The 17,604-nt window shown below is 70.6% G+C and carries 17 protein-coding genes and 2 pseudogenes; 8 read left to right on the top strand and 11 right to left on the bottom strand.

Annotated elements, in window-relative coordinates; all coding sequences use genetic code 11:
• Positions 1 to 3: 3 nt before the first annotated feature.
• A pseudogene (locus tag GT354_RS54205) lies at positions 4 to 237 on the top strand (M23 family metallopeptidase); the annotation flags it as partial.
• A 116-nt stretch (positions 238 to 353) separates the two neighbouring features.
• Here GT354_RS54205 and GT354_RS18965 read toward each other — a convergent pair.
• Together GT354_RS18965 and dusB are read right to left on the bottom strand one after the other, a co-directional pair.
• Complete coding sequence (locus GT354_RS18965; protein WP_161357486.1) at positions 354 to 935, bottom strand: TetR/AcrR family transcriptional regulator; 582 nt, start codon at positions 933 to 935, stop codon at positions 354 to 356.
• Positions 936 to 1,073: 138 nt separating this feature from the next.
• The gene (dusB, locus tag GT354_RS18960) at positions 1,074 to 2,270 is read right to left on the bottom strand and encodes a tRNA dihydrouridine synthase DusB (RefSeq protein ID WP_161357485.1); all 1,197 of its coding nucleotides are present in this window, start codon (positions 2,268 to 2,270) and stop codon (positions 1,074 to 1,076) included.
• 108 nt (positions 2,271 to 2,378) lie between these two features.
• On the opposite strand from dusB, the gene GT354_RS18955 reads away from it, so the two are divergent.
• Together GT354_RS18955 and GT354_RS52640 are read left to right on the top strand one after the other, a co-directional pair.
• Complete coding sequence (locus GT354_RS18955; RefSeq protein ID WP_161357484.1) at positions 2,379 to 2,972, top strand: NADAR family protein; 594 nt, start codon at positions 2,379 to 2,381, stop codon at positions 2,970 to 2,972.
• Positions 2,973 to 3,048: 76 nt separating this feature from the next.
• Entirely contained in the window at positions 3,049 to 4,134 is a 1,086-nt protein-coding gene (locus GT354_RS52640) for a hypothetical protein (RefSeq protein ID WP_202512036.1), read from the top strand.
• Between the two features lie 159 nt (positions 4,135 to 4,293).
• On the opposite strand, the gene GT354_RS18945 is transcribed toward GT354_RS52640, so the two are convergent.
• Positions 4,294 to 5,676: a glycine--tRNA ligase gene (locus tag GT354_RS18945; protein ID WP_161357483.1), complete on the bottom strand. Its 1,383-nt coding sequence runs from the start codon at positions 5,674 to 5,676 to the stop codon at positions 4,294 to 4,296.
• 163 nt (positions 5,677 to 5,839) lie between these two features.
• On the opposite strand from GT354_RS18945, the gene GT354_RS18940 reads away from it, so the two are divergent.
• Genes GT354_RS18940 through GT354_RS18925 form a run of 4 tightly spaced genes read left to right on the top strand, consistent with a single transcriptional unit; the run spans position 5,840 to position 8,946 of the window.
• The gene (locus GT354_RS18940) at positions 5,840 to 6,799 is read left to right on the top strand and encodes a metal ABC transporter substrate-binding protein (protein WP_161357482.1); all 960 of its coding nucleotides are present in this window, start codon (positions 5,840 to 5,842) and stop codon (positions 6,797 to 6,799) included.
• Entirely contained in the window at positions 6,796 to 7,572 is a 777-nt protein-coding gene (locus GT354_RS18935) for a metal ABC transporter ATP-binding protein (RefSeq protein ID WP_161357481.1), read from the top strand. Before GT354_RS18940 ends, GT354_RS18935 begins: the two co-directional genes overlap by 4 nt.
• Positions 7,569 to 8,501 (top strand): metal ABC transporter permease, encoded by a 933-nt coding sequence (locus GT354_RS18930; RefSeq protein WP_161357480.1) that lies wholly within the window; start codon positions 7,569 to 7,571, stop codon positions 8,499 to 8,501. The genes GT354_RS18935 and GT354_RS18930 overlap by 4 nt, the downstream gene beginning before the upstream one ends.
• 16 nt (positions 8,502 to 8,517) lie before the next feature.
• Complete coding sequence (locus GT354_RS18925; RefSeq protein ID WP_161357479.1) at positions 8,518 to 8,946, top strand: transcriptional repressor; 429 nt, start codon at positions 8,518 to 8,520, stop codon at positions 8,944 to 8,946.
• A gap of 57 nt (positions 8,947 to 9,003) precedes the next feature.
• On the opposite strand, the gene GT354_RS18920 is transcribed toward GT354_RS18925, so the two are convergent.
• From GT354_RS18920 to leuA, 6 genes are all read right to left on the bottom strand, one after another.
• On the bottom strand, positions 9,004 to 9,849 hold the full coding sequence (locus GT354_RS18920; RefSeq protein ID WP_161357478.1) for a TIGR03943 family protein: 846 nt from the start codon (positions 9,847 to 9,849) through the stop codon (positions 9,004 to 9,006).
• Positions 9,846 to 10,925 (bottom strand): permease, encoded by a 1,080-nt coding sequence (locus GT354_RS18915; protein ID WP_161357477.1) that lies wholly within the window; start codon positions 10,923 to 10,925, stop codon positions 9,846 to 9,848. The genes GT354_RS18920 and GT354_RS18915 overlap by 4 nt, the downstream gene beginning before the upstream one ends.
• An 85-nt stretch (positions 10,926 to 11,010) precedes the next feature.
• Positions 11,011 to 11,871: an isoprenyl transferase gene (locus tag GT354_RS18910; RefSeq protein WP_202512037.1), complete on the bottom strand. Its 861-nt coding sequence runs from the start codon at positions 11,869 to 11,871 to the stop codon at positions 11,011 to 11,013.
• Positions 11,872 to 11,894: 23 nt separating this feature from the next.
• On the bottom strand, positions 11,895 to 12,647 hold the full coding sequence (gene recO, locus GT354_RS18905; protein WP_161357475.1) for a DNA repair protein RecO: 753 nt from the start codon (positions 12,645 to 12,647) through the stop codon (positions 11,895 to 11,897).
• A 48-nt stretch (positions 12,648 to 12,695) separates the two neighbouring features.
• The gene (locus GT354_RS18900; protein WP_161357474.1) at positions 12,696 to 13,304 is read right to left on the bottom strand and encodes a TerB family tellurite resistance protein; all 609 of its coding nucleotides are present in this window, start codon (positions 13,302 to 13,304) and stop codon (positions 12,696 to 12,698) included.
• 248 nt (positions 13,305 to 13,552) lie between these two features.
• Entirely contained in the window at positions 13,553 to 15,310 is a 1,758-nt protein-coding gene (gene leuA / locus GT354_RS18895) for a 2-isopropylmalate synthase (RefSeq protein ID WP_161357473.1), read from the bottom strand.
• 315 nt (positions 15,311 to 15,625) lie between these two features.
• Between leuA and GT354_RS52635 the strand changes: the two genes are divergently transcribed.
• A complete protein-coding gene (locus tag GT354_RS52635; RefSeq protein WP_202512034.1) occupies positions 15,626 to 16,390 on the top strand; it encodes a hypothetical protein in 765 nt (254 codons plus the stop codon).
• A gap of 59 nt (positions 16,391 to 16,449) precedes the next feature.
• On the opposite strand, the gene era is transcribed toward GT354_RS52635, so the two are convergent.
• Together era and GT354_RS18880 are read right to left on the bottom strand one after the other, a co-directional pair.
• The gene (era, locus tag GT354_RS18885; protein WP_161357472.1) at positions 16,450 to 17,400 is read right to left on the bottom strand and encodes a GTPase Era; all 951 of its coding nucleotides are present in this window, start codon (positions 17,398 to 17,400) and stop codon (positions 16,450 to 16,452) included.
• 60 nt (positions 17,401 to 17,460) lie between these two features.
• Positions 17,461 to 17,604, bottom strand: a pseudogene (locus tag GT354_RS18880) (cytidine deaminase); the annotation flags it as partial.

Here is a 17,604-nt window from a genome sequence, read left to right as displayed (position 1 = left end):
GTCGTGCTGCGCGCCTTCGAGCCGCCGGCCGCGGTGTGGCTCGCGGGCCATCGTGGGGTGGATCTGGCGGCGGAGGTGGGACAACCGGTGCGCTCGGCGGGGGACGGGGTCGTGTTGTTCGCGGGTCCGGTGGCCGGGCGCGGGGTGGTGACGGTGCGGCACGGCGCCGTGCGGACGACCTACGAGCCGGTGCTCGCGTCGGTGGCGGCCGGGGGTGTGGTCGCGGCGGGCGACGTGCTGGGGGTGGTCGGGCCGGGGCCGTTCCACTGCCTGCGGGCGTGCCTGCATTGGGGGTTGCTCGTGCCGGGGTATCGCGATCCGCTGTCGCTGGTGCGGCCGGTGCGAGTGCGGCTCTACCCGACGCGGGCGACGCCGCCCAGGACGAGGGCCAGCGTCGCGGGTTCGACGGCGGCCGGGTCCGCGCCGCCCTCGATCCGGCGAACCGCCGCATCGACCATGCCTTGGACGAGCGAGGCGACGAGCATCGGTTCGGGGTGGCCCAGGTCGGCGAGTGCGTCCACGACCAGTTCGACGATCCGCCCGTGGGCGGCCCGGATGCGCTCGCGCGCGTTCGTGTCCAGCTCGCCGGTGGAGATGGCGACGACCACGCGATGACGGCGATCACCGACCAGTTCGAGCTGGCGCGCGACGTAGGCCGCGATCTTTTGGGCCGGGTCGTCCGTCGCGCCCATCGCGTCCTCGACCTCGGCCACCCAGGCCGGCAGGTCGACGGCGCACAGTTCCTCGATCACGGCCGCGCGGGAGGCGAAGTATTCGTAGACCGAGGAGCGGGCCAGGCTCGTGCGCTCGGCGAGGGCGGGGAAGGTCAGCGCCGCGAATCCGCCCTCGTCGAGCAGGCTCCGCGCGGCGTCGAGCAGCGCGGCGTGCTGCATGGCGCGGTGCTCGGCGACGGAGGAGGCTCGAATCTTGGGCATCTCATCACTGTACGACGTCCGGTCCGCGGGTTCCGAGGTGCTTGGCGGATTCGACGCGAGCGGGTGCCGGGCGCGGGTGGGTACGCCCGGTGCGGGCGAAGCAGGCGATGCGGGCGGCCGGGTCGGCCGGGCGCGGGGTCAGCCGCCGGAGTGGTCGAGTTCGGCGTCGAGCGGGGGCAGCGCGCACTCGGGATCGTCGAGCCAACCCTCGGGCAGGATCACCCGCTTGCCGCCGGCGGTGCGGCCGCGCGGGCCGTCGGCGCCGGCCGGCCAGGGCTGGTCGAGGTCGAGTTGCCCGAACCAGTCGTCGAGTTCGGCCAGGCTGCTCGACGTGGCGAGGCCGCGACGGATGGTCCCGCCGACCGAGAAGCCCTTCATGTACCACGCGACGTGCTTGCGCAGGTCGGTCACGCCGTGCGTCTCGTCGCCGATCCACTCGGTGAGCAGGACCGCGTGCCGGCGCATGATCGCGGTCACCTCGCGCAGAGTCGGGCGGGCCCGTTCGGCGCTGCCCTCGAACGCGGACACCAGGTCGCGGAACAGCCACGGCCGGCCCAGGCAGCCGCGGCCGACCACGACGCCGTCGCAGCCGGTCTCGCGCATCATCCGCATCGCGTCCTCGGCGTCCCAGATGTCGCCGTTGCCGAGCACGGGGATGTCGGTGACGACCTCCTTCAGGCGCGCGATCGCCGACCAGTCGGCGGTGCCGCCGTAGTGCTGTTCGGCGGTGCGACCGTGCAGCGCGACCCACGTGATGCCCTCGTCGACGGCGATCCGGCCGGCGTCGAGGTAGGTCAGGTGGTCGTCGTCGATGCCTTTGCGCATCTTGATGGTGACCGGCACGTGCCGGGCGTTCTTGACCGCCGAGCGCAGGATGTCGCGCAGCAGGTTGCGCTTGTACGGCAGCGCCGAGCCGCCGCCCTTGCGGGTGACCTTGGGGACGGGGCAGCCGAAGTTGAGGTCGATGTGGTCGGCGAGGTTCTCGTCGACGATCATCGCGACCGCGCGGCCGACGATGTCGGGGTCGACGCCGTAGAGCTGGATGCTGCGCGGGCGCTCGGTCTCGGCGAAGCGGATCAGCCGCAGCGTCTTGGCGTCGCGCTCCACCAGCGCGCGGGTGGTGATCATCTCGCTGACGTACAGCCCGGCGGGCCGAGTCTCGGTGGCCGATTCGGCCTGCTCCTGGCACAGCGTGCGAAACGGCGCGTTGGTGATGCCCGCCATCGGGGCGAGCACGACCGGGGGCCGGATCGTCGCGCCGCCGGCGGCGCCCAAGCGCAGGGGCGCCCACGGGCCGCCGGTCGCGTCGGGGGTGGTTGCGTCGGCGGATGCCATGCGACGGTGCTCCAGGAAGGGTGGGGGTGCGTGGACGGATTCGCTCCATTGTCCCCCACCGGGAAAACGGCTTTCCGTGTATCGGAGCCTCCCGCGACAATCGTCGCCATGACCACGGACACCGGCACCGCGCCCGACGCCTCGGCCGAACCTCGCGACCTCGCGGCCCTGCTGGTCCGGGCCCGGCACAGGCCCCGGGTGAAGTACGTCTACTTCTGGGGACATCGCGAGCCGCTCGTGGGGATCGACGCGAGTTGCTTCAGTCAGTGGTACCCGTCCGCCTTCACCGTCGACGGGGTGACCTACCCCACGGCCGAGCACTGGATGATGGCGGGCAAGGCCCGGTTGTTCGGGGATGCCGACGCCGAGCGGCGGGTGCTCGCGGCGCCGCATCCCAAGGCGGCCAAGGCGATCGGTCGTCAGGTGCGCGGCTTCGTCGAGCAGCGCTGGCTCGACGAGCGGTTCGAGTTGATCGTGCGCGGCAACGTGGCGAAGTTCGAACAGCACGCGGCCATGGGCGAGTTCCTGCTCGGCACCGGCGAGCGGGTCTTGGTGGAGGCCAGTCCGGTGGACCGGATCTGGGGCATCGGACTGGCGGCCGACGACGAGCGGGCGGGTGATCCCGAGCGGTGGCGCGGGCTCAACCTGTTGGGATTCGCGCTGATGGAGACCAGGTCACGGTTGGCGGCCGGCTCGCGGTGACGAGCCCGGTGGCAGGCCCGATGACGAGGGCATTCCCCGGTTCGCGCGTCGTGACCATGAACTAATCTCCCCAGGCATGAGTTCCTTCCCGCCCCCGCAGCCGCCGAACGAGCCCGGCTCCGGCTACGGGCAGCAACCGTACGGACAACCGCCTTACGGGCAGCAGCCGCCACCCGGTGACCAGCCGCACGCCGGCCAGTCCTACGGCGGGCCGGCCCAGGGGGGACCGGCCTACGGGCAACAGCCGCCCTACGGACAGCCGCACCAGCCGTACGGGCAGCAGGCGCCCTACGGCGGACAGCAGGCGTACGACCGACAGCCCTATCCGAATCACCAACACGCGCCCCAGGGCTACGGGCAACCGCCGCCCCCGCCGCGGGGTCGATCGAAGTGGATCGTGCCGGTCGCGGCTGTGGCGGCGCTCGCGGTGATCGGGGGCGGGGCGTTCTTCTTCCTGTCCGGCGACGACAAGAAGGACAAGGACGACGACAAGGCGGCCTCGGCGTCGGTCTCGGCGCCCGCTCCCGGTGGGGCTCCGCAGTCGCAGGCCGCACCGCCTACGGGTGGCACGAACGACGAGTCACCGCAGGCGTTCCAGTCGAAGAAGCCGGACAGCACCACCAAGATCGACGACTCGCGCAGCGACAAGTTGCCGTTCACCACGGACCAGTTCCTCAAGGACCTGACCGTGAACAAGTCCAAGAGCGGGAAGCCGCACAAGCAGTTGGCCGTCGACGCGAGCGGGGCGGGCGACTGCTCCAAGGCCGTCACGGCCACCGGCACGGTGATCACCCAAAACGGCTGCCTGGGCGTGCTGCGCGGGTCGTTCAAGGACGCGAGCGGCACCTATGTGACGACGGTCTCGCTGATCTCGATGCCGGACAAGACGAAGGCGCAGACGGTGGCGACCGCCTACAAGTCGGCGGTCCCGGTCCCGTCGCCGGTCGCGTGGCTCCAGCCGCCGGCCGCGAGTGGGGTCACCTTCAAGGAGGGCTCCAACCACGTCGCGGTCGCGTCGTCGTCGGGTCACTACGTCGTGCTGTACGACATCGGCCGCGTCGACGGCGGCGCCCTCCAGGGCCAAGGCGCCGCGGCGGGCGCCGTGTTCGCCGACCTGGACACCGCGATCAACGACCGGATCTCGGCCGGTATCTGGAAGTAGGACGAGGGTCTCGGCCGCTGTCCGGAAGTAGTCGGCACCTGCCCGCCCGGGAGGAAGCCGGGGGCTTGCCCCGCCGGGCCGAATGCCTTGGCGCCGAGGCGGTGGAACACGTGAGGGGCGCCGTCCGCGACGGCGCCCCTCACGTATGTCGTCCCGGTGTCAGCAGCCGGGAAGGCGCGCCGACAGATAGCCGACCACCTGGTCGAGCGCCACGCGCTCCTGCTGCATCGTGTCGCGCGAGCGCACGGTCACCGCGTCGTCCTCGAGGGTGTCGAAGTCGACCGTGATGCAGAACGGCGTGCCGATCTCGTCCTGGCGGCGGTAGCGACGGCCGATCGCGCCGGCGTCGTCGAAGTCGCAGTTCCAGTACTGCCGCAGGTCGGCGGCCAGGCCGCGCGCCTTCGGCGAGAGGTCGGTGTTGCGCGAGAGCGGCAGGATCGCGGCCTTGACCGGCGCCAGGCGCGGGTCAAGGCGCAGCACGGTGCGCTTCTCCAGCTTGCCCTTGGCGTTGGGCGCCTCGTCCTCGAAGTACGCGTCGAGCAGGAACGCGAGCATCGCCCGGTTCAGGCCCGCGGCGGGCTCGATGACGTACGGGAACCAGCGCTCGCCGGCCTCCTGGTCGAAGTACGACAGGTCGGTGCCGGACTTCTCGGAGTGGGTGCGCAGGTCGTAGTCCGTGCGGTTGGCGATGCCTTCGAGCTCGGAGAACTCGGTGCCGCCGAAGTTGAAGCGGTACTCGATGTCGACGGTGCGCTTGGAGTAGTGCGACAGCTTCTCCTTCGGGTGCTCGAAGAAGCGCATGTTGTCGGGGTTGAGGCCGAGACCGATGTACCAGTCCCAGCGCTGCTTCATCCAGTACTCCTGCCAGGTCTCGTCCTCACCCGGCTTGACGAAGAACTCCATCTCCATCTGCTCGAACTCACGCGTGCGGAAGATGAAGTTTCCGGGCGTGATCTCGTTGCGGAAGCTCTTGCCGGTCTGGGCGATGCCGAACGGCGGCTTCTTGCGCGAGGTCTGCTCGACGGCCTTGTAGTTGACGAAGATGCCCTGGGCGGTCTCCGGGCGCAGGAAGGCGCGACCGGACTCGTCCTGGGTGGGGCCGAGGAAGGTCTGCAGCAGGCCGTTGAACATCTTGGGCTCGGTGAAGGTGCCCTTGTTACCGCAGTTGGGGCACGTGATGTCGGCGAGGCCGTTCTCCGGCAGCCGGCCGCGCTTGGCCTCGTACGCCTCTTCGAGGTGGTCGGCGCGGTAGCGCTTGTGACACGAGGTGCACTCGGTCAGCGGGTCGACGAACGCCTCGACGTGACCGGACGCCTCCCACACCTCGCGCGCGAGGATGACGGAGGAGTCGAGACCGACAATGTCGTCACGCGAGGTGACCATCGTGCGCCACCACTGGCGCTTGATGTTCTCCTTGAGCTCTACGCCGAGGGGACCGTAGTCCCAGGCGGCCCTCTGGCCGCCGTAGATCTCACTACAGGGGTAAACGAAGCCTCGGCGCTTGCTCAGGCTGACGATGGTGTCGATCTTGTCGGCGGCCACAGTGCTCTCTTCGGTACGACGATGCGGGCAGTGACAGTGTCGGCACAGGCTACCGGCGCGCCGGTCACCGCCGTAAATCCTCAACCGCCGCCGACGCGTCGCCACGGTTGGCCCAATCACCCTTAATTGACAACGATTGTCATTTGAGTTGATAATGATTGTCATGAAGATACGTACCGCCGCGCCGGCCGCCCTGCTCGCGGCCACCGCCGCCTCCGCCCTCCTGCTCTCCGGATGCGCGGGCACGGACGACGCGAAGGCCGACACCGGCGGTGCGTCGAAACTCAAGGTGATCGCCGCCTTCTACCCGATGAAATTCGTCGCGCAGCAGGTCGGCGGGCCGCACGTGAAGGTGACGAACCTGACCAAGGCCGGGGCCGAGCCGCACGATCTGGAGCTCACCCCCAAGCAGGTCGGCTCGCTGTCGCAGGCCGATCTCGTGGTCTACCTCAAGGGTCTGCAACCCGCCGTGGACGAGGCGGTCAAGCAGAACAAGCCCAAGCACGCCGTGGAGGCGAGCAAACTCGCCCCGCTGGAGGAGCACGGCACGGAGGTCTACGGCGCCGAGGACGAGCACGCCGGCCACGACCACGCCGACGCCGAGCACGGCGACCCGCACGTGTGGCTCGACCCGACCCGCTTGGCGGCCGTCTCCACCGGGGTGGCCGAGTCGCTCGCCACCGCCGACCCCGCCAACGCGCCCGACTATCGCGCCCGCGCCGCCGACCTGGTCGCCCGGCTGAACGGCCTCGACGGCGAGTTCACCGCCGGCCTCGCGACCTGCGCGCGCAAGGACGTCGTCACCAGCCATGCCGCGTTCGGCTACCTCGCGGAGCGTTACCACCTGAACCAGATCGCCGTGAACGGCGTCAACCCGGAGTCCGAGCCCTCCCCCGCGCGCCGGGCCGACATCCAACGGCTCGCCCGGGACAAGGGCGTGACCACGATCTTCTTCGAGACGCTCGCCGAGCCCAAGACGGCCAAGACCCTCGCGCAGGACCTGAAGATCCAAACCGCGGTCCTGGACCCGCTGGAGGGCATAAAAGACGAGGCGAAAAGCGATTACTTCTCCGTGATGCGCGCCAACCTCGACGCGCTGCGGAAGGGGCTCGGCTGCTCATGACGAAACTCGAGACGCCGGTGGCCCGGCTCGTCGCCGGCACCGCCTCCCTCGGCGGCCGGCCGGTACTGCGCGGCGTGGACCTGGACGTGCGGCCCGGCGAGGTGGTCGCGCTGCTCGGCGCCAACGGCTCGGGCAAGTCCACCCTCGTGCGCACCCTGGTCGGCCTGGTCCCGCTGAGCGCCGGCCACATCGAACTGTTCGGCGAGCCGTTCGCGAAGTTCCGCGACTGGTCGCGGATCGGCTACGTGCCCCAGCGCACCACGGCCGCGGCCGGGGTGCCGGCGAGCGTGCGCGAAGTGGTCACCTCCGGGCTGCTCGACGGCCGCCGCCTGTGGGGCCCCGGCCGGGCCGGCCGGGCCGCGGTGGACGAGGCGCTCGACGCGGTCGGCATGCTGGACCGCGCGCGCGACGGCATCGCGCACCTGTCCGGCGGCCAGCAGCAACGCGTGTTGATCGCCCGCGCGCTGGCCCGCCGCCCCGACCTGCTGATCATGGACGAACCGATGGCCGGCGTGGACCTGCGCAGCCAGGAGGTCCTGGCGGACACGCTGCGCCGGCAGAAGGACCAGGGCCGCGCGGTGCTGCTCGTCCTGCACGAACTGGGCCCGCTGGAACCGCTCATCGACCGCGCGGTGGTACTGCGCGACGGCTGCGTGTGCCACGACGGCCCACCGCCCAGGGCGATGGGCCAACACGCCCTCCCGGGGCACGACCACGTGCACCCGCACGACGACCACATCGCCCACGGCGCCGGAATGGGACTGCTCTCGTGACGATCCTGGACTTCCCCTTCATGCAGCGCGCGCTGCTCGCGGCCCTGCTCGTGGGCATGACCGCGCCCGCCGTGGGCGTCTATCTCGTCCAGCGCCGTCAGGCGTTCATGGGTGACGGCATCGGACACGTCGCGCTCACCGGGGTCGGCCTGGGCTTCCTGCTGAGCACGTCGCCCGTGCTGACCGCGGTACTCACCGCGTCGGCCGGCGCGGTGCTGATCGAGCTGATCCGCGAGCGCAACAAGGTCAGCGGCGACGTCGCGCTCTCGGTGCTCTTCTACGGCGGCATCGCGGGCGGCGTGATGCTGATCAACCTCGCCCCCGAGGGATCCAACGCGAACCTCCAGTCGTATCTGTTCGGGTCGCTGACCTCGGTCTCCCCCGAGGACATCCGCGTCATCGCGGTGCTGGCCGTCGCCGTGCTCGCGGTCACCATCGGGCTGCGCCGCGCGCTGTTCACGATCTGCCAGGACGAGGATTTCGCGCGGGTGACCGGGCTGCCGGTGCGCGCGCTCAACCTTTTGCTCGCGGTGACCGCCGCGGTCACCGTGACGGTGGCGATGCGCGTGGTGGGCCTGCTGCTGGTGAGCGCGCTGATGGTGGTGCCCGTGGCCGTCGCGCAGCAGTTGTCGCGCACGTTCTCGATGACGGCCGCGGTGGCGATCGTGGTGGGCGTACTGGTCTCGGTGTCCGGCACGGCGCTGACGTACTACGTCGACGCGCCGCCCGGGGCGACCATCGTGCTGCTCGCCATCGCGCTGTTCGTTCTGGTGGGGCTGCTCGCGACGCCGCTCAATCGGCGCCGGGCCCGACGGGCGGAGGCCGCGGCAGTCGAAGCCGACGAGGCCCGCGCGGATGACGTGCAGGTGGACGCGAAGGCATCCCTCGCCGGCACAATGGCCACAGGAAGCACCATCCCGCGGGCATGATCGAGGAGGCACCACGGTGACCACCGTCAACAGCACGAGCCCGGCGAGCCCGGTACGGGGTCGATCCACCCGGCAGCGTGCGGCGGTGTCCGCCCTCCTCGACGAGATCGAGGACTTCCGCAGCGCACAGGATCTGCACGACCTGTTGAAGCAACGCGGCGAGGCGGTCGGCCTGACCACCGTCTACCGCACGCTCCAGGCTCTGGCCGACGCCGACGAGGTCGACGTGCTGCGCACCCAGGACGGCGAGTCGGTCTACCGGCGATGCAGCCGCGGCCACCACCACCACCTCGTGTGCCGCGTCTGCGGGCGCACGGTCGAGGTGGAGGGCCCGGCGGTCGAGCGGTGGGCGAACCGCATCGCCGCCGAGCACGGCTTCGGAGACGTTTCCCACGAGTTGGAGATCTTCGGCACGTGCGCCGCGTGCGCGAGCGCCGCGACCTGACGGACGGGCCCGCGCCCACTTTCGGGCACTCCCCTTTGGGCCCGCCCTCGGGCGGGTCTATTCGTACGTGTCCTTGGGCTCCGGGATCCGCTCCACGGTCGTCGCCGTCAGGGCCGGCATCGCGTCGTCCGACTGGAGTTGCCCGTTGGGCAACCACTTGCCGGTGACCTGGACCCACGAGTCGGCGGGCGGCGCCGGTGCGCCGTGCACCTCGACCTTGCGGGCGAACGCGTCGGCGGCGCAGCAGCTGATCACCATGCGCGTGACGTACCAACCGCCGTTCCTGCCCGGCGTGACGAATCCCGTCAGCTGCACGTTGCGGTCCTTGAGCGGCGCGGCGGTGTCCCACACGGACCGGATCAAAAAGTCGGCGAGGGTCATCGGCAGCGGATCCCCCGGCGGCAGCGCGGGAAAGCCCGCGTCGCTGGACGCGGCGGCCGGCTTGGCGACGACGTTGTCGGAGCGCGACGCGGTGTAGGACCCGAGCGCGGGCGGCGCGATCAGGAACAGCGCGAGCACCGGCAGGCACAGCAGCCACGCCGCGCGCGGCCCGGACGCGTGATCGTGCCCGTGCCCGTCGTCGTGCGCCCGGTCGTGCCCGCCGTCGGGCGTCTCCAGGTGCCCCGGCCGGTCCTCGTGGCCGCCGTCGTGCGCCCCGTCGTCTCCGGGCGACCCGCCGCCGTCGGACGCCGTCGCCCGCGCCACCTCCGTGGCCTCGTCGCGGCGCTGTATCCCGTCCCGCACGGCCGCGATCAAGCCCACCAGGAACAGGATCACGCCGGCCGCGATCAAGGCCGGACGCAGCCCCTCCTTGACGTAGCGCAAGTACATGTCGGTGAGTGAGATCCGCAGCAGCGCGCCGCCGATCAGGATCAGCACGACCGCCTGGACGTCCCGCCTCACAGCAACCACCATCCGACCACGTAGCTTGCGACGATCGCGACCACGAAGGTCGCCGAGGAGAACCGGGCCGCGAATCCGCGCCCGAACGTGCCCGACTGAAGGGCGATCAGCTTCACGTCGACCATCGGACCCACGACCATGAAGGCCAGCTTCGCCGTCGGCGAGAAGCCCAGCAGGCTCGCGGCCACGAACGCGTCGGCCTCCGAGCACACCGCGAGCACGACCGCCAGGAACGCGAGCGCGAGCACCGCGAACCACGGCGATCCCGCGACCGTGTCGATCACGTGCTTGGGCACCGTGACGTTGAGTGTGGCCGCGGTCAGCGCGCCGACCACGAGGAAGCCGCCCGCGTGCAGGAAGTCGTGCTGGAGCGAGAGTCGGAACGTCTCGAACTTGCCGTTGCCGCCGTGGTCGTGCGGCCGGCGCATCGGCTTCATCCACTCGGGTCGGCCGAACCGGGCCCACAGCCAGCCCATCACCACGGCCGTGCCCAGCGACGCGACGAAGCGCGCGAACACCATCTCGGGCTGCTTCGGGAAGGCCACCGCGGTCGCGGTCAGCACGATCGGGTTGATCGCCGGTGAGGACAGCAGGAACGCGAGCGCGGCGGCGGGCGCCACCCCACGCGCCATCAGCCCGCTCGCGACCGGCACCGAGGCGCACTCGCAGCCCGGCAGGATGGCGCCCGCGGCCCCCGCGACCGGTACCGCGAGCGACTGCCGCTTGGGCAACACCTTGGTGAACACCGACGGTGGTACGAACGCGGTGATCGCGGCGGAGAGCAGCGTGCCCAGCACCAGGAACGGCAACGCCTGGACCGAGATCGCCACGAACACCGTCGCCCACGTGCGCACCGCGGGCGAGCCGAGTTCGTCCACGAGCCACGGCTGCGCGAACAGCAGCACCAAGAGCGCGAGCACGAAGAATTCGAGCTGGCCGGGCCGCCACCGCCCGGCGCTGGGTCTCGCGTGCCCGGCCGACCGGGTGGTCACGGGCACCGTTTCGAGGGTCGGCGGCGGTGCCGAGCGAGCGGCGTCGGGGCGCGGCGGCGCACTCTTGTCGAACATGATGGTCATGTTCGCATCGATCCGGAGCTCGCCGCTCGCCCCACGCCCCGTTTTACGAAGCTTTCACTCCCGCATCACCCGGATCACGCTCGGCTCAGGAGCCCGACGGCACCGATTCCGCGGCCGCGACCGCGTTCGGGAGGGCGCCGCCGTAGCGGCGGTCGCGCGCGGCGTAGGTCTCGCACGCCTGCCACATGTGCCGGCGGTCGAAGTCGGGCCACAGCACGTCAAGGAAGACCATCTCCGCGTACGCGGACTGCCACAGCAGGAAGTTGGACGTGCGCTGTTCTCCCGAAGACCTGATGAACAGGTCGACGTCGGGCATGTCCGGCTCGTCGAGATACTTCGCGAACAGCTTCTCGTCGACCTTCTTCGGGTCGAGCCGGCCCGCCTTGACCTCCTCGGCGATGGCCGCCGCCGCGTCCGCGATCTCCGCGCGCCCGCCGTAGTTGATGCACATCGCCAGGGTGAGCCGGGTGTTGTCCTTGGTGCGCTCCTCGGCGATCTCCAACTCCTTGATCACGCTCGCCCACAGCCTCGGCCGCCGGCCGCACCAGCGGATCCGCACGCCGAGTTCGTCCATCTCGTCGATCCGCCGGTGGATCGTCTCGATGTTGAAGCCCATCAGGAAGCGCACCTCCTCGGGCGACCGCTTCCAGTTCTCGGTGGAGAACGCGTACGCCGAGACGTACTTGACGCCGATCTGGGCCGCGCCCTCGACGACGTCGAACAGCGACGCCTCGCCCGCGGTGTGCCCGTCGGTGCGGGCGAGGCCGCGCTCCTTGGCCCAGCGGCCGTTGCCGTCCATCACGAGCGCGATGTGCCTGGGCACCAGGTCGGCCGGAATCTCGGGCGGCAACGCGCCTGCGGCGTGCGGTTTGGGGTCGCGCCATTGCCGCTGCTCGCGAGCGACCCGAGTCGACGCCGACTCGTGCTTCCTGCGACCGGAGAACAATCCCCAACGGCCCCGCGACGAACTCACGATCTCTCCACCAATCTCAACGAGCGGATGCCCCGCTCCAGGTGCCATTGCAGGTACGCGGCCACCAGGCCGCTGCCCTCGCGCCGATGCCGCGGCTCACTCGCGTCGGCACACGCCCAGTCGCCGGTCAACAGCGCACCGAGCAGGGCGAGGGTCTCGGGTGAGGGTACGACGGATCCGGCCGGTCGACAGTCACCGCACACCGTCCCGCCTCCTTGGACGGAGAAGAACCGGTTGGGCCCGTCGAGCCCACAGCGCGCGCAGTCGGCGAAGCTCGGCGCGTAGCCGGCGACCGCGAGCGAGCGCAGCAGGAACGCGTCGAGCACCAGTCCGGGCTCGTGCGTGTTCGACGCCAGGGTGCGCAACGCGCCGATCAGCAGCAGGTATTGCTGAAGCGCCGGCTGGCCGCGCTCGTGGTCGGTGAGCCGCTCGGCGGTCTCCAGGATCGCGGTGCCCGAGGTGTAGGCGGCGTAGTCGAGAGCGAGCCGGCCCCCGTACGCGCCGAGCGTCTCCGCCTGGGTGATCAGCGGCAGGCCCCGCCCGGGGAAGTCACTGTTGCGGGTGAAGAACTGGAGATCGATGTGCGAGAACGGCTCGACGCGCGCCCCGAACTTCGACTTCGTCTTGCGCACACCACGCGCGACCGCGCGCACGATCCCGTGGTCGCGGGTCAGCAGGGTGATGATGCGGTCGGCCTCACCCAGCTTCTGGGCGCGCAGTACGACACCCTCGTCACGGAGGAGACTCATACCCCCATTGTGCCGCGCCGGGGCGACGCGCCGCGGCAGCACCGGCGCTCACGGGCCCGCGAGCACGTGATCGACGCGGGCCCGGCCGAGCCCGAGTTGATCTCCCGCGTGGTAGAGGATCACCCGGTGCGCGGGATCGTACGCCCCGCCCGCGAGCGCGACCCTGGCCGCGACGCCGACCAGGTGCTCGCGTCCGGCGACCGACAGGTGCGGCGCGATCTCGGCGAGCGCCCACGCGGTGTCCTGGGCCGTGTGCGCGCCGACGTCCGCGGCGAGCGTGCACGCGTCGTAGCTCGGCATGCCGGCCGACCGGACCGCCTCGACCGCCGCCGCGCGCACCACGTCGGCGTCGTGCGGCTCGTCGTGCACCACGGCGACCACGGCCACCACGAGGGAGCGCACGGCCTCGCGCAGCAACAGCGTCAACGCCCGCGCGGTGAGCGCCTCCAGGACCGCGACGTCGTGCCGCGTGCAGCACACCGCGCATTCGACCCCGGAGCCGGCCCGGCCCAACGGGATCAACGCGACGCCGAACACGACGAGCCGGCGGCGGCCGGCGCCCTTGCGGTAGCGGCGGTCGCCACCGCACGCCGGGCAATGGAACTCGCCGTCACCGATCGCCGATCGGATGGTCCGGATGCCCACGAAGACGAACATGGCGCGCCCCCTGCGTCCCGCACGGCGAAAGCGATATTCCCGCCTGATTCGATGCTGCCACGATTTTTACGAAGCGTCATGGAAAGCGGACAGATGGTTACTTTTCTTACGGAAGAACCCATCCGAACCGTGCGGCCCCGGAGCACAGCAGGTTTTCGAAACGCACGACGGCGATCCCCAAACGCACGACGGCGGCCCCGGCCGAAGCCGGAAACCGCCGTTCGCACACCGCGAGGGATCGTCGAGGATCAGTCGCGAGCGGCCCGGTTCACCGCGCTGACGATCGCCTTGAGCGACGCGCGCACGATGTTCTCGTCCACCCCGACGCCCCACAGCACCCGGCCGTCGACCGCGCACTCGACGTAGGCCGCGGCGCGCGCGTCCTCGCCGCCGCTCATCGCGTGCTCGCTGTAGTCCAGCACCCGCGCGTCGAAGCCCAGGCCGCCCAGCGCCCGCACGAACGCGTCGATCGGACCGTTGCCGACCGCCTCCAGCGTCTGCGCGACGCCGTCGACGCTCATCTCGACGGTCAGCACGTCCTTGCCGTCCTCGCCCGAGACCGTGCGGTGGCCGCGCAGCGCGAGCCGACCCCAGGCCGCGTCGGGAATGGGCAGGTACTCGTCCTGGAACGTCGCCCAGATCTGAGCCGGCGTCACCTCGCCGCCCTCGGCGTCGGTCCTGGTCTGGATGATCCGCGAGAACTCGATCTGCGCGCGCCGCGGCAGATCCATCTTGTGGTCGGCCTTGAGCACGTACGCGACGCCGCCCTTGCCGGACTGGCTGTTGACCCGGATCACGGCCTCGTAGGTGCGGCCGACGTCCTTGGGGTCGATCGGCAGGTACGGGACGGCCCAGTCCATCTTGTCGACCGACGTGCCGGCGGCAGCCGCGTCCCGCTCCAGGATCTCCAGGCCCTTCTTGATCGCGTCCTGGTGCGAGCCGGAGAACGCGGTATAGACCAGGTCGCCCGCGTACGGGTGGCGCGGGTGGACCGGCAGTTGCGTGCAGTACTCGACGGTGCGGCGGATCTCGTCGATCTCGGAGAAGTCGATCATCGGGTCGACGCCCTGGCTGAACAGGTTCATGCCCAGCGTGACCAGGTCCACGTTGCCGGTGCGCTCGCCGTGGCCGAACAGGCAGCCCTCGACGCGGTCGGCGCCGGCCATCACGGCCAGTTCGGTGGCCGCCACGGCCGCGCCGCGGTCGTTGTGCGGGTGCACCGACACGGCGACGAACTCGCGCCGGGTCAGGTTGCGGCACATCCACTCGATCTGGTCCGCGTACACGTTCGGCGTCGAGCGCTCGATCGTGGCGGGCAGGTTGAGCACGATCTCGCGACCGGCCTGGGGCTGCCACACGTCCATGACGGCCTCGCAGACCTCCAGCGCGAAGTCGAGTTCGGTGTCGATGAAGATCTCGGGCGAGTACTCGTAGCCGAACTCGGTCTCCGCGCCCAGGTGCTTGTCGGCGAAGCGCATCACATGCTCGGTGCCCTGTACCGCGATCGCCTTGCACTGCTCGCGGTCGACGTTGAACACCACCCGGCGAAACTCCGGCGCGGTCGCGTTGTACAGGTGCACGGTGGCCTTGCGCGCGCCGATCAGCGACTCGACGGTGCGCTCGATCAGTTCCTCGCGGGCCTGGGTCAGTACCGAGATCGTGACGTCGTCCGGTACCGCGCCCTCTTCGATGATCGAGCGAACGAAGTCGAAGTCGGTCTGCGACGCGGCCGGGAAGCCGACCTCGATCTCCTTGTAGCCCATCCGCACCAGGAGATCGAACATGGTCCGCTTGCGCGCCGGGCTCATCGGGTCGATCAGGGCCTGGTTGCCGTCGCGCAGGTCGGTCGACAGCCAGCGCGGCGCGACCGTGATGGTCTTCGACGGCCACGTGCGGTCGGGCAGGTCGACGCCCTGGAACGGCTTGTACTTGTGGATCGGCATCCCGGACGGCTGCTGCGTCACGGAAGCGGCGGTGATCGGGGTGGGGCGATTCGCGGAAGGCATCCGGCTGGTCTCCTGTATGCGAGAAACGGGCTCTGCAAGGGGCAGGCGGCCGGCGACGGGAGAGAAACGACATCCCGGAGGCTCCGTGTGCACGGACATGCCTCTATCCCCGCGACGGGGGAGCCGGTCTGACCTCTGTCAGAGGGATGAGCCCCCGGCGCGGCAGCTAAGAAGAAGCAGCCACTGACGCATGATGCCCATCAGCGTACCCGACCCGGTCGAAGGGTCGAGCAGGCATCCGACATACGAACAGACGGGATCTTTTCCGCCCGTCCCCTCCCGCTGTGCACGGCTTTGCTCCTACGCTGCCTGACCATGAGCGACTACAACCAGGGCCCATACGGGCCACAGCCGGGTCAGGGCCGGCCCGGCGACTACCCCCAGCAGGGCGGTCAGCCGGGCTACGGACAGCAGCCTCAGCAGGGCGGTCAACCCGGCTACGGCCAACAGCCGCCGCCCCAGTACGGGCAGCCGCAACAGGGCGGGTACGGACAGCCGCCGCAGCAGGGCGGCTACGGACCGCCGCCCGGGCAGTACGGGCAGCAGCCGGGCTACGGGCAGCAGCCCGGCGGATATCCGTCGCCCGCGCCGGGCGGAGGCGGCGCGGGACTTCCGACATTCGGGCCGGGTGCGATCGGCGGGGCGATCGCGGCGGTGCTGGTGATTCTCGGCTCGTGCGTCGACTGGATCGGGGCCGACAAGGGCACCGGTGCGATCAAGGGTCTTGACGGTGACGGCAAGTGGACTCTCACCGCAGGGATCATCGCGGTGATCCTCTTCGGGCTCGGCGTCTTCCTTCGCAAGGGGATCGTGTCCGCAGCCTCGGGCATCCCGATGGTCGTCGCCCTCGGTTTCGCCATCTGGAACGTGGCGGACAAGCTCCGTCTGCCGATGCTCAAGGACGACGTCTCCAGCGACGATAAAGACAGATATCAGGACCAGTTGGACAAATTTGGCGTCACCCTGCAGGTGGAGTGGGGTTTGTGGCTGGTTCTGGCCGGCGCCGTTCTCGCGATCGGCGCTGCGGTGTTCGTCCTTCTGAACGCCAACCGTAGGCAGGCCGGCCCGTACGGCCATTGACCCACTGAACATCGAATCGGCCGGCCCCTCGGGGCCGGCCGATTCTTGTATCGGTTCTCTCAGAACCCCAGCTTGCGCAGTTGCTTCGGGTCGCGCTGCCAGTCCTTGGCGACCTTCACGTGCAGGTCCAGGTAGATCGGCGTGCCGAGCAGCGCCTCGATCTGGGTCCGGGCGCGGGTGCCCACGTCCTTGAGCCGCGAGCCCTTGTGGCCGATCACGATGGCCTTCTGACTCGGGCGCTCGACGTAGAGATTCGCGTGCACGTCGAGCAGCGGCCGGTCGGCCGGGCGGTCGGCGCGCGGGATCATCTCCTCGATGACCACCGCGAGCGAGTGCGGGAGTTCGTCCCGGACGCCTTCGAGCGCGGCTTCGCGGATCAGTTCGGCGGCCATGATCATCTCGGGCTCGTCGGTGAGCTCGCCGCCCGGGTAGAGCGGCGGCCCCTCCGGGAGCATCGGCACCAACAGGTCGGCCACCAAGCCCACCTGGCTGTCGCCGACCGCGGAGACCGGGATGATCTCGGCCCACGCGATCCCGGCGTCCTCGCCCATCTTCTGCACGGCGAGCAACTGCTGGACGAGCGTCTGCTGATCCACCAGGTCGGTCTTGGTCACGATCGCGACCTTGGGCGTGCGCTTGGCCTCGGCGAGCTGGGCCGCGATGTACTTGTCACCGGGGCCGACCTTCTGGTCGGCCGGGATGCAGAAGCCGATCACGTCGACCTCGGCCCACGTCGCGCGCACGAGGTCGTTGAGGCGCTGGCCGAGCAGTGTGCGCGGCTTGTGCAGGCCCGGGGTGTCCACGAGGACGAGTTGGCCGTCGGCACGGTGCACGATGCCGCGCACCGTGTGGCGGGTGGTCTGGGGGCGGCCCGACGTGATCGCCACCTTCGTGCCCACCAGCGCGTTCGTCAGGGTGGACTTGCCGGCGTTGGGGCGGCCCACGAAGCACGCGAAGCCCGAGCGATGGACGGGCGCGGAGGGGTTAGGGCGGTCACTCATGAGTGACATTGTCGCTCAAGACGCGAGCGTTTCTTGCGTCGCGGGTGTCGGGCCGCTCTCGGGACGCCCTCAGACGGTCACGACCGCACGCACGACCGCGTCCGGGCCGGCCACCAGGATCGGGGTGTCCGCCCCGCCGAGGTCGCGCACCGCCGCCAGGTCCGCTTCGGCCACGTGCTCGACGTCGCCGACCAGCGCGGCCGCTTCCAGCCC

The organism is Streptomyces sp. SID3343 (assembly GCF_009865215.1).
Classification (GTDB): Bacteria; Actinomycetota; Actinomycetes; order Streptomycetales; family Streptomycetaceae; genus Embleya.
The sequence above is the reverse complement of the archived record's forward strand: the minus strand, read 5'-3'. Positions and strand labels throughout refer to the sequence as shown.

What these genes read in the sequence shown, in the direction of transcription:
- GT354_RS18955 (WP_161357484.1), top strand. Translation starts at nt 2,379, where the DNA reads ATGACCACGGACACCGGCACCGCGCCCGACGCCTCGGCCGAACCTCGC.
- GT354_RS18915 (WP_161357477.1), bottom strand. Translation starts at nt 10,925, where the DNA reads ATGACCATCATGTTCGACAAGAGTGCGCCGCCGCGCCCCGACGCCGCT.
- recO (WP_161357475.1), bottom strand. Translation starts at nt 12,647, where the DNA reads ATGAGTCTCCTCCGTGACGAGGGTGTCGTACTGCGCGCCCAGAAGCTG.
- era (WP_161357472.1), bottom strand. Translation starts at nt 17,400, where the DNA reads ATGTCACTCATGAGTGACCGCCCTAACCCCTCCGCGCCCGTCCATCGC.
- GT354_RS18935 (WP_161357481.1), top strand. Translation starts at nt 6,796, where the DNA reads ATGACGAAACTCGAGACGCCGGTGGCCCGGCTCGTCGCCGGCACCGCC.
- leuA (WP_161357473.1), bottom strand. Translation starts at nt 15,310, where the DNA reads ATGCCTTCCGCGAATCGCCCCACCCCGATCACCGCCGCTTCCGTGACG.
- GT354_RS52640 (WP_202512036.1), top strand. Translation starts at nt 3,049, where the DNA reads ATGAGTTCCTTCCCGCCCCCGCAGCCGCCGAACGAGCCCGGCTCCGGC.
- GT354_RS18940 (WP_161357482.1), top strand. Translation starts at nt 5,840, where the DNA reads ATGAAGATACGTACCGCCGCGCCGGCCGCCCTGCTCGCGGCCACCGCC.
- GT354_RS52635 (WP_202512034.1), top strand. Translation starts at nt 15,626, where the DNA reads ATGAGCGACTACAACCAGGGCCCATACGGGCCACAGCCGGGTCAGGGC.
- GT354_RS18965 (WP_161357486.1), bottom strand. Translation starts at nt 935, where the DNA reads ATGCCCAAGATTCGAGCCTCCTCCGTCGCCGAGCACCGCGCCATGCAG.
- GT354_RS18900 (WP_161357474.1), bottom strand. Translation starts at nt 13,304, where the DNA reads ATGTTCGTCTTCGTGGGCATCCGGACCATCCGATCGGCGATCGGTGAC.
- dusB (WP_161357485.1), bottom strand. Translation starts at nt 2,270, where the DNA reads ATGGCATCCGCCGACGCAACCACCCCCGACGCGACCGGCGGCCCGTGG.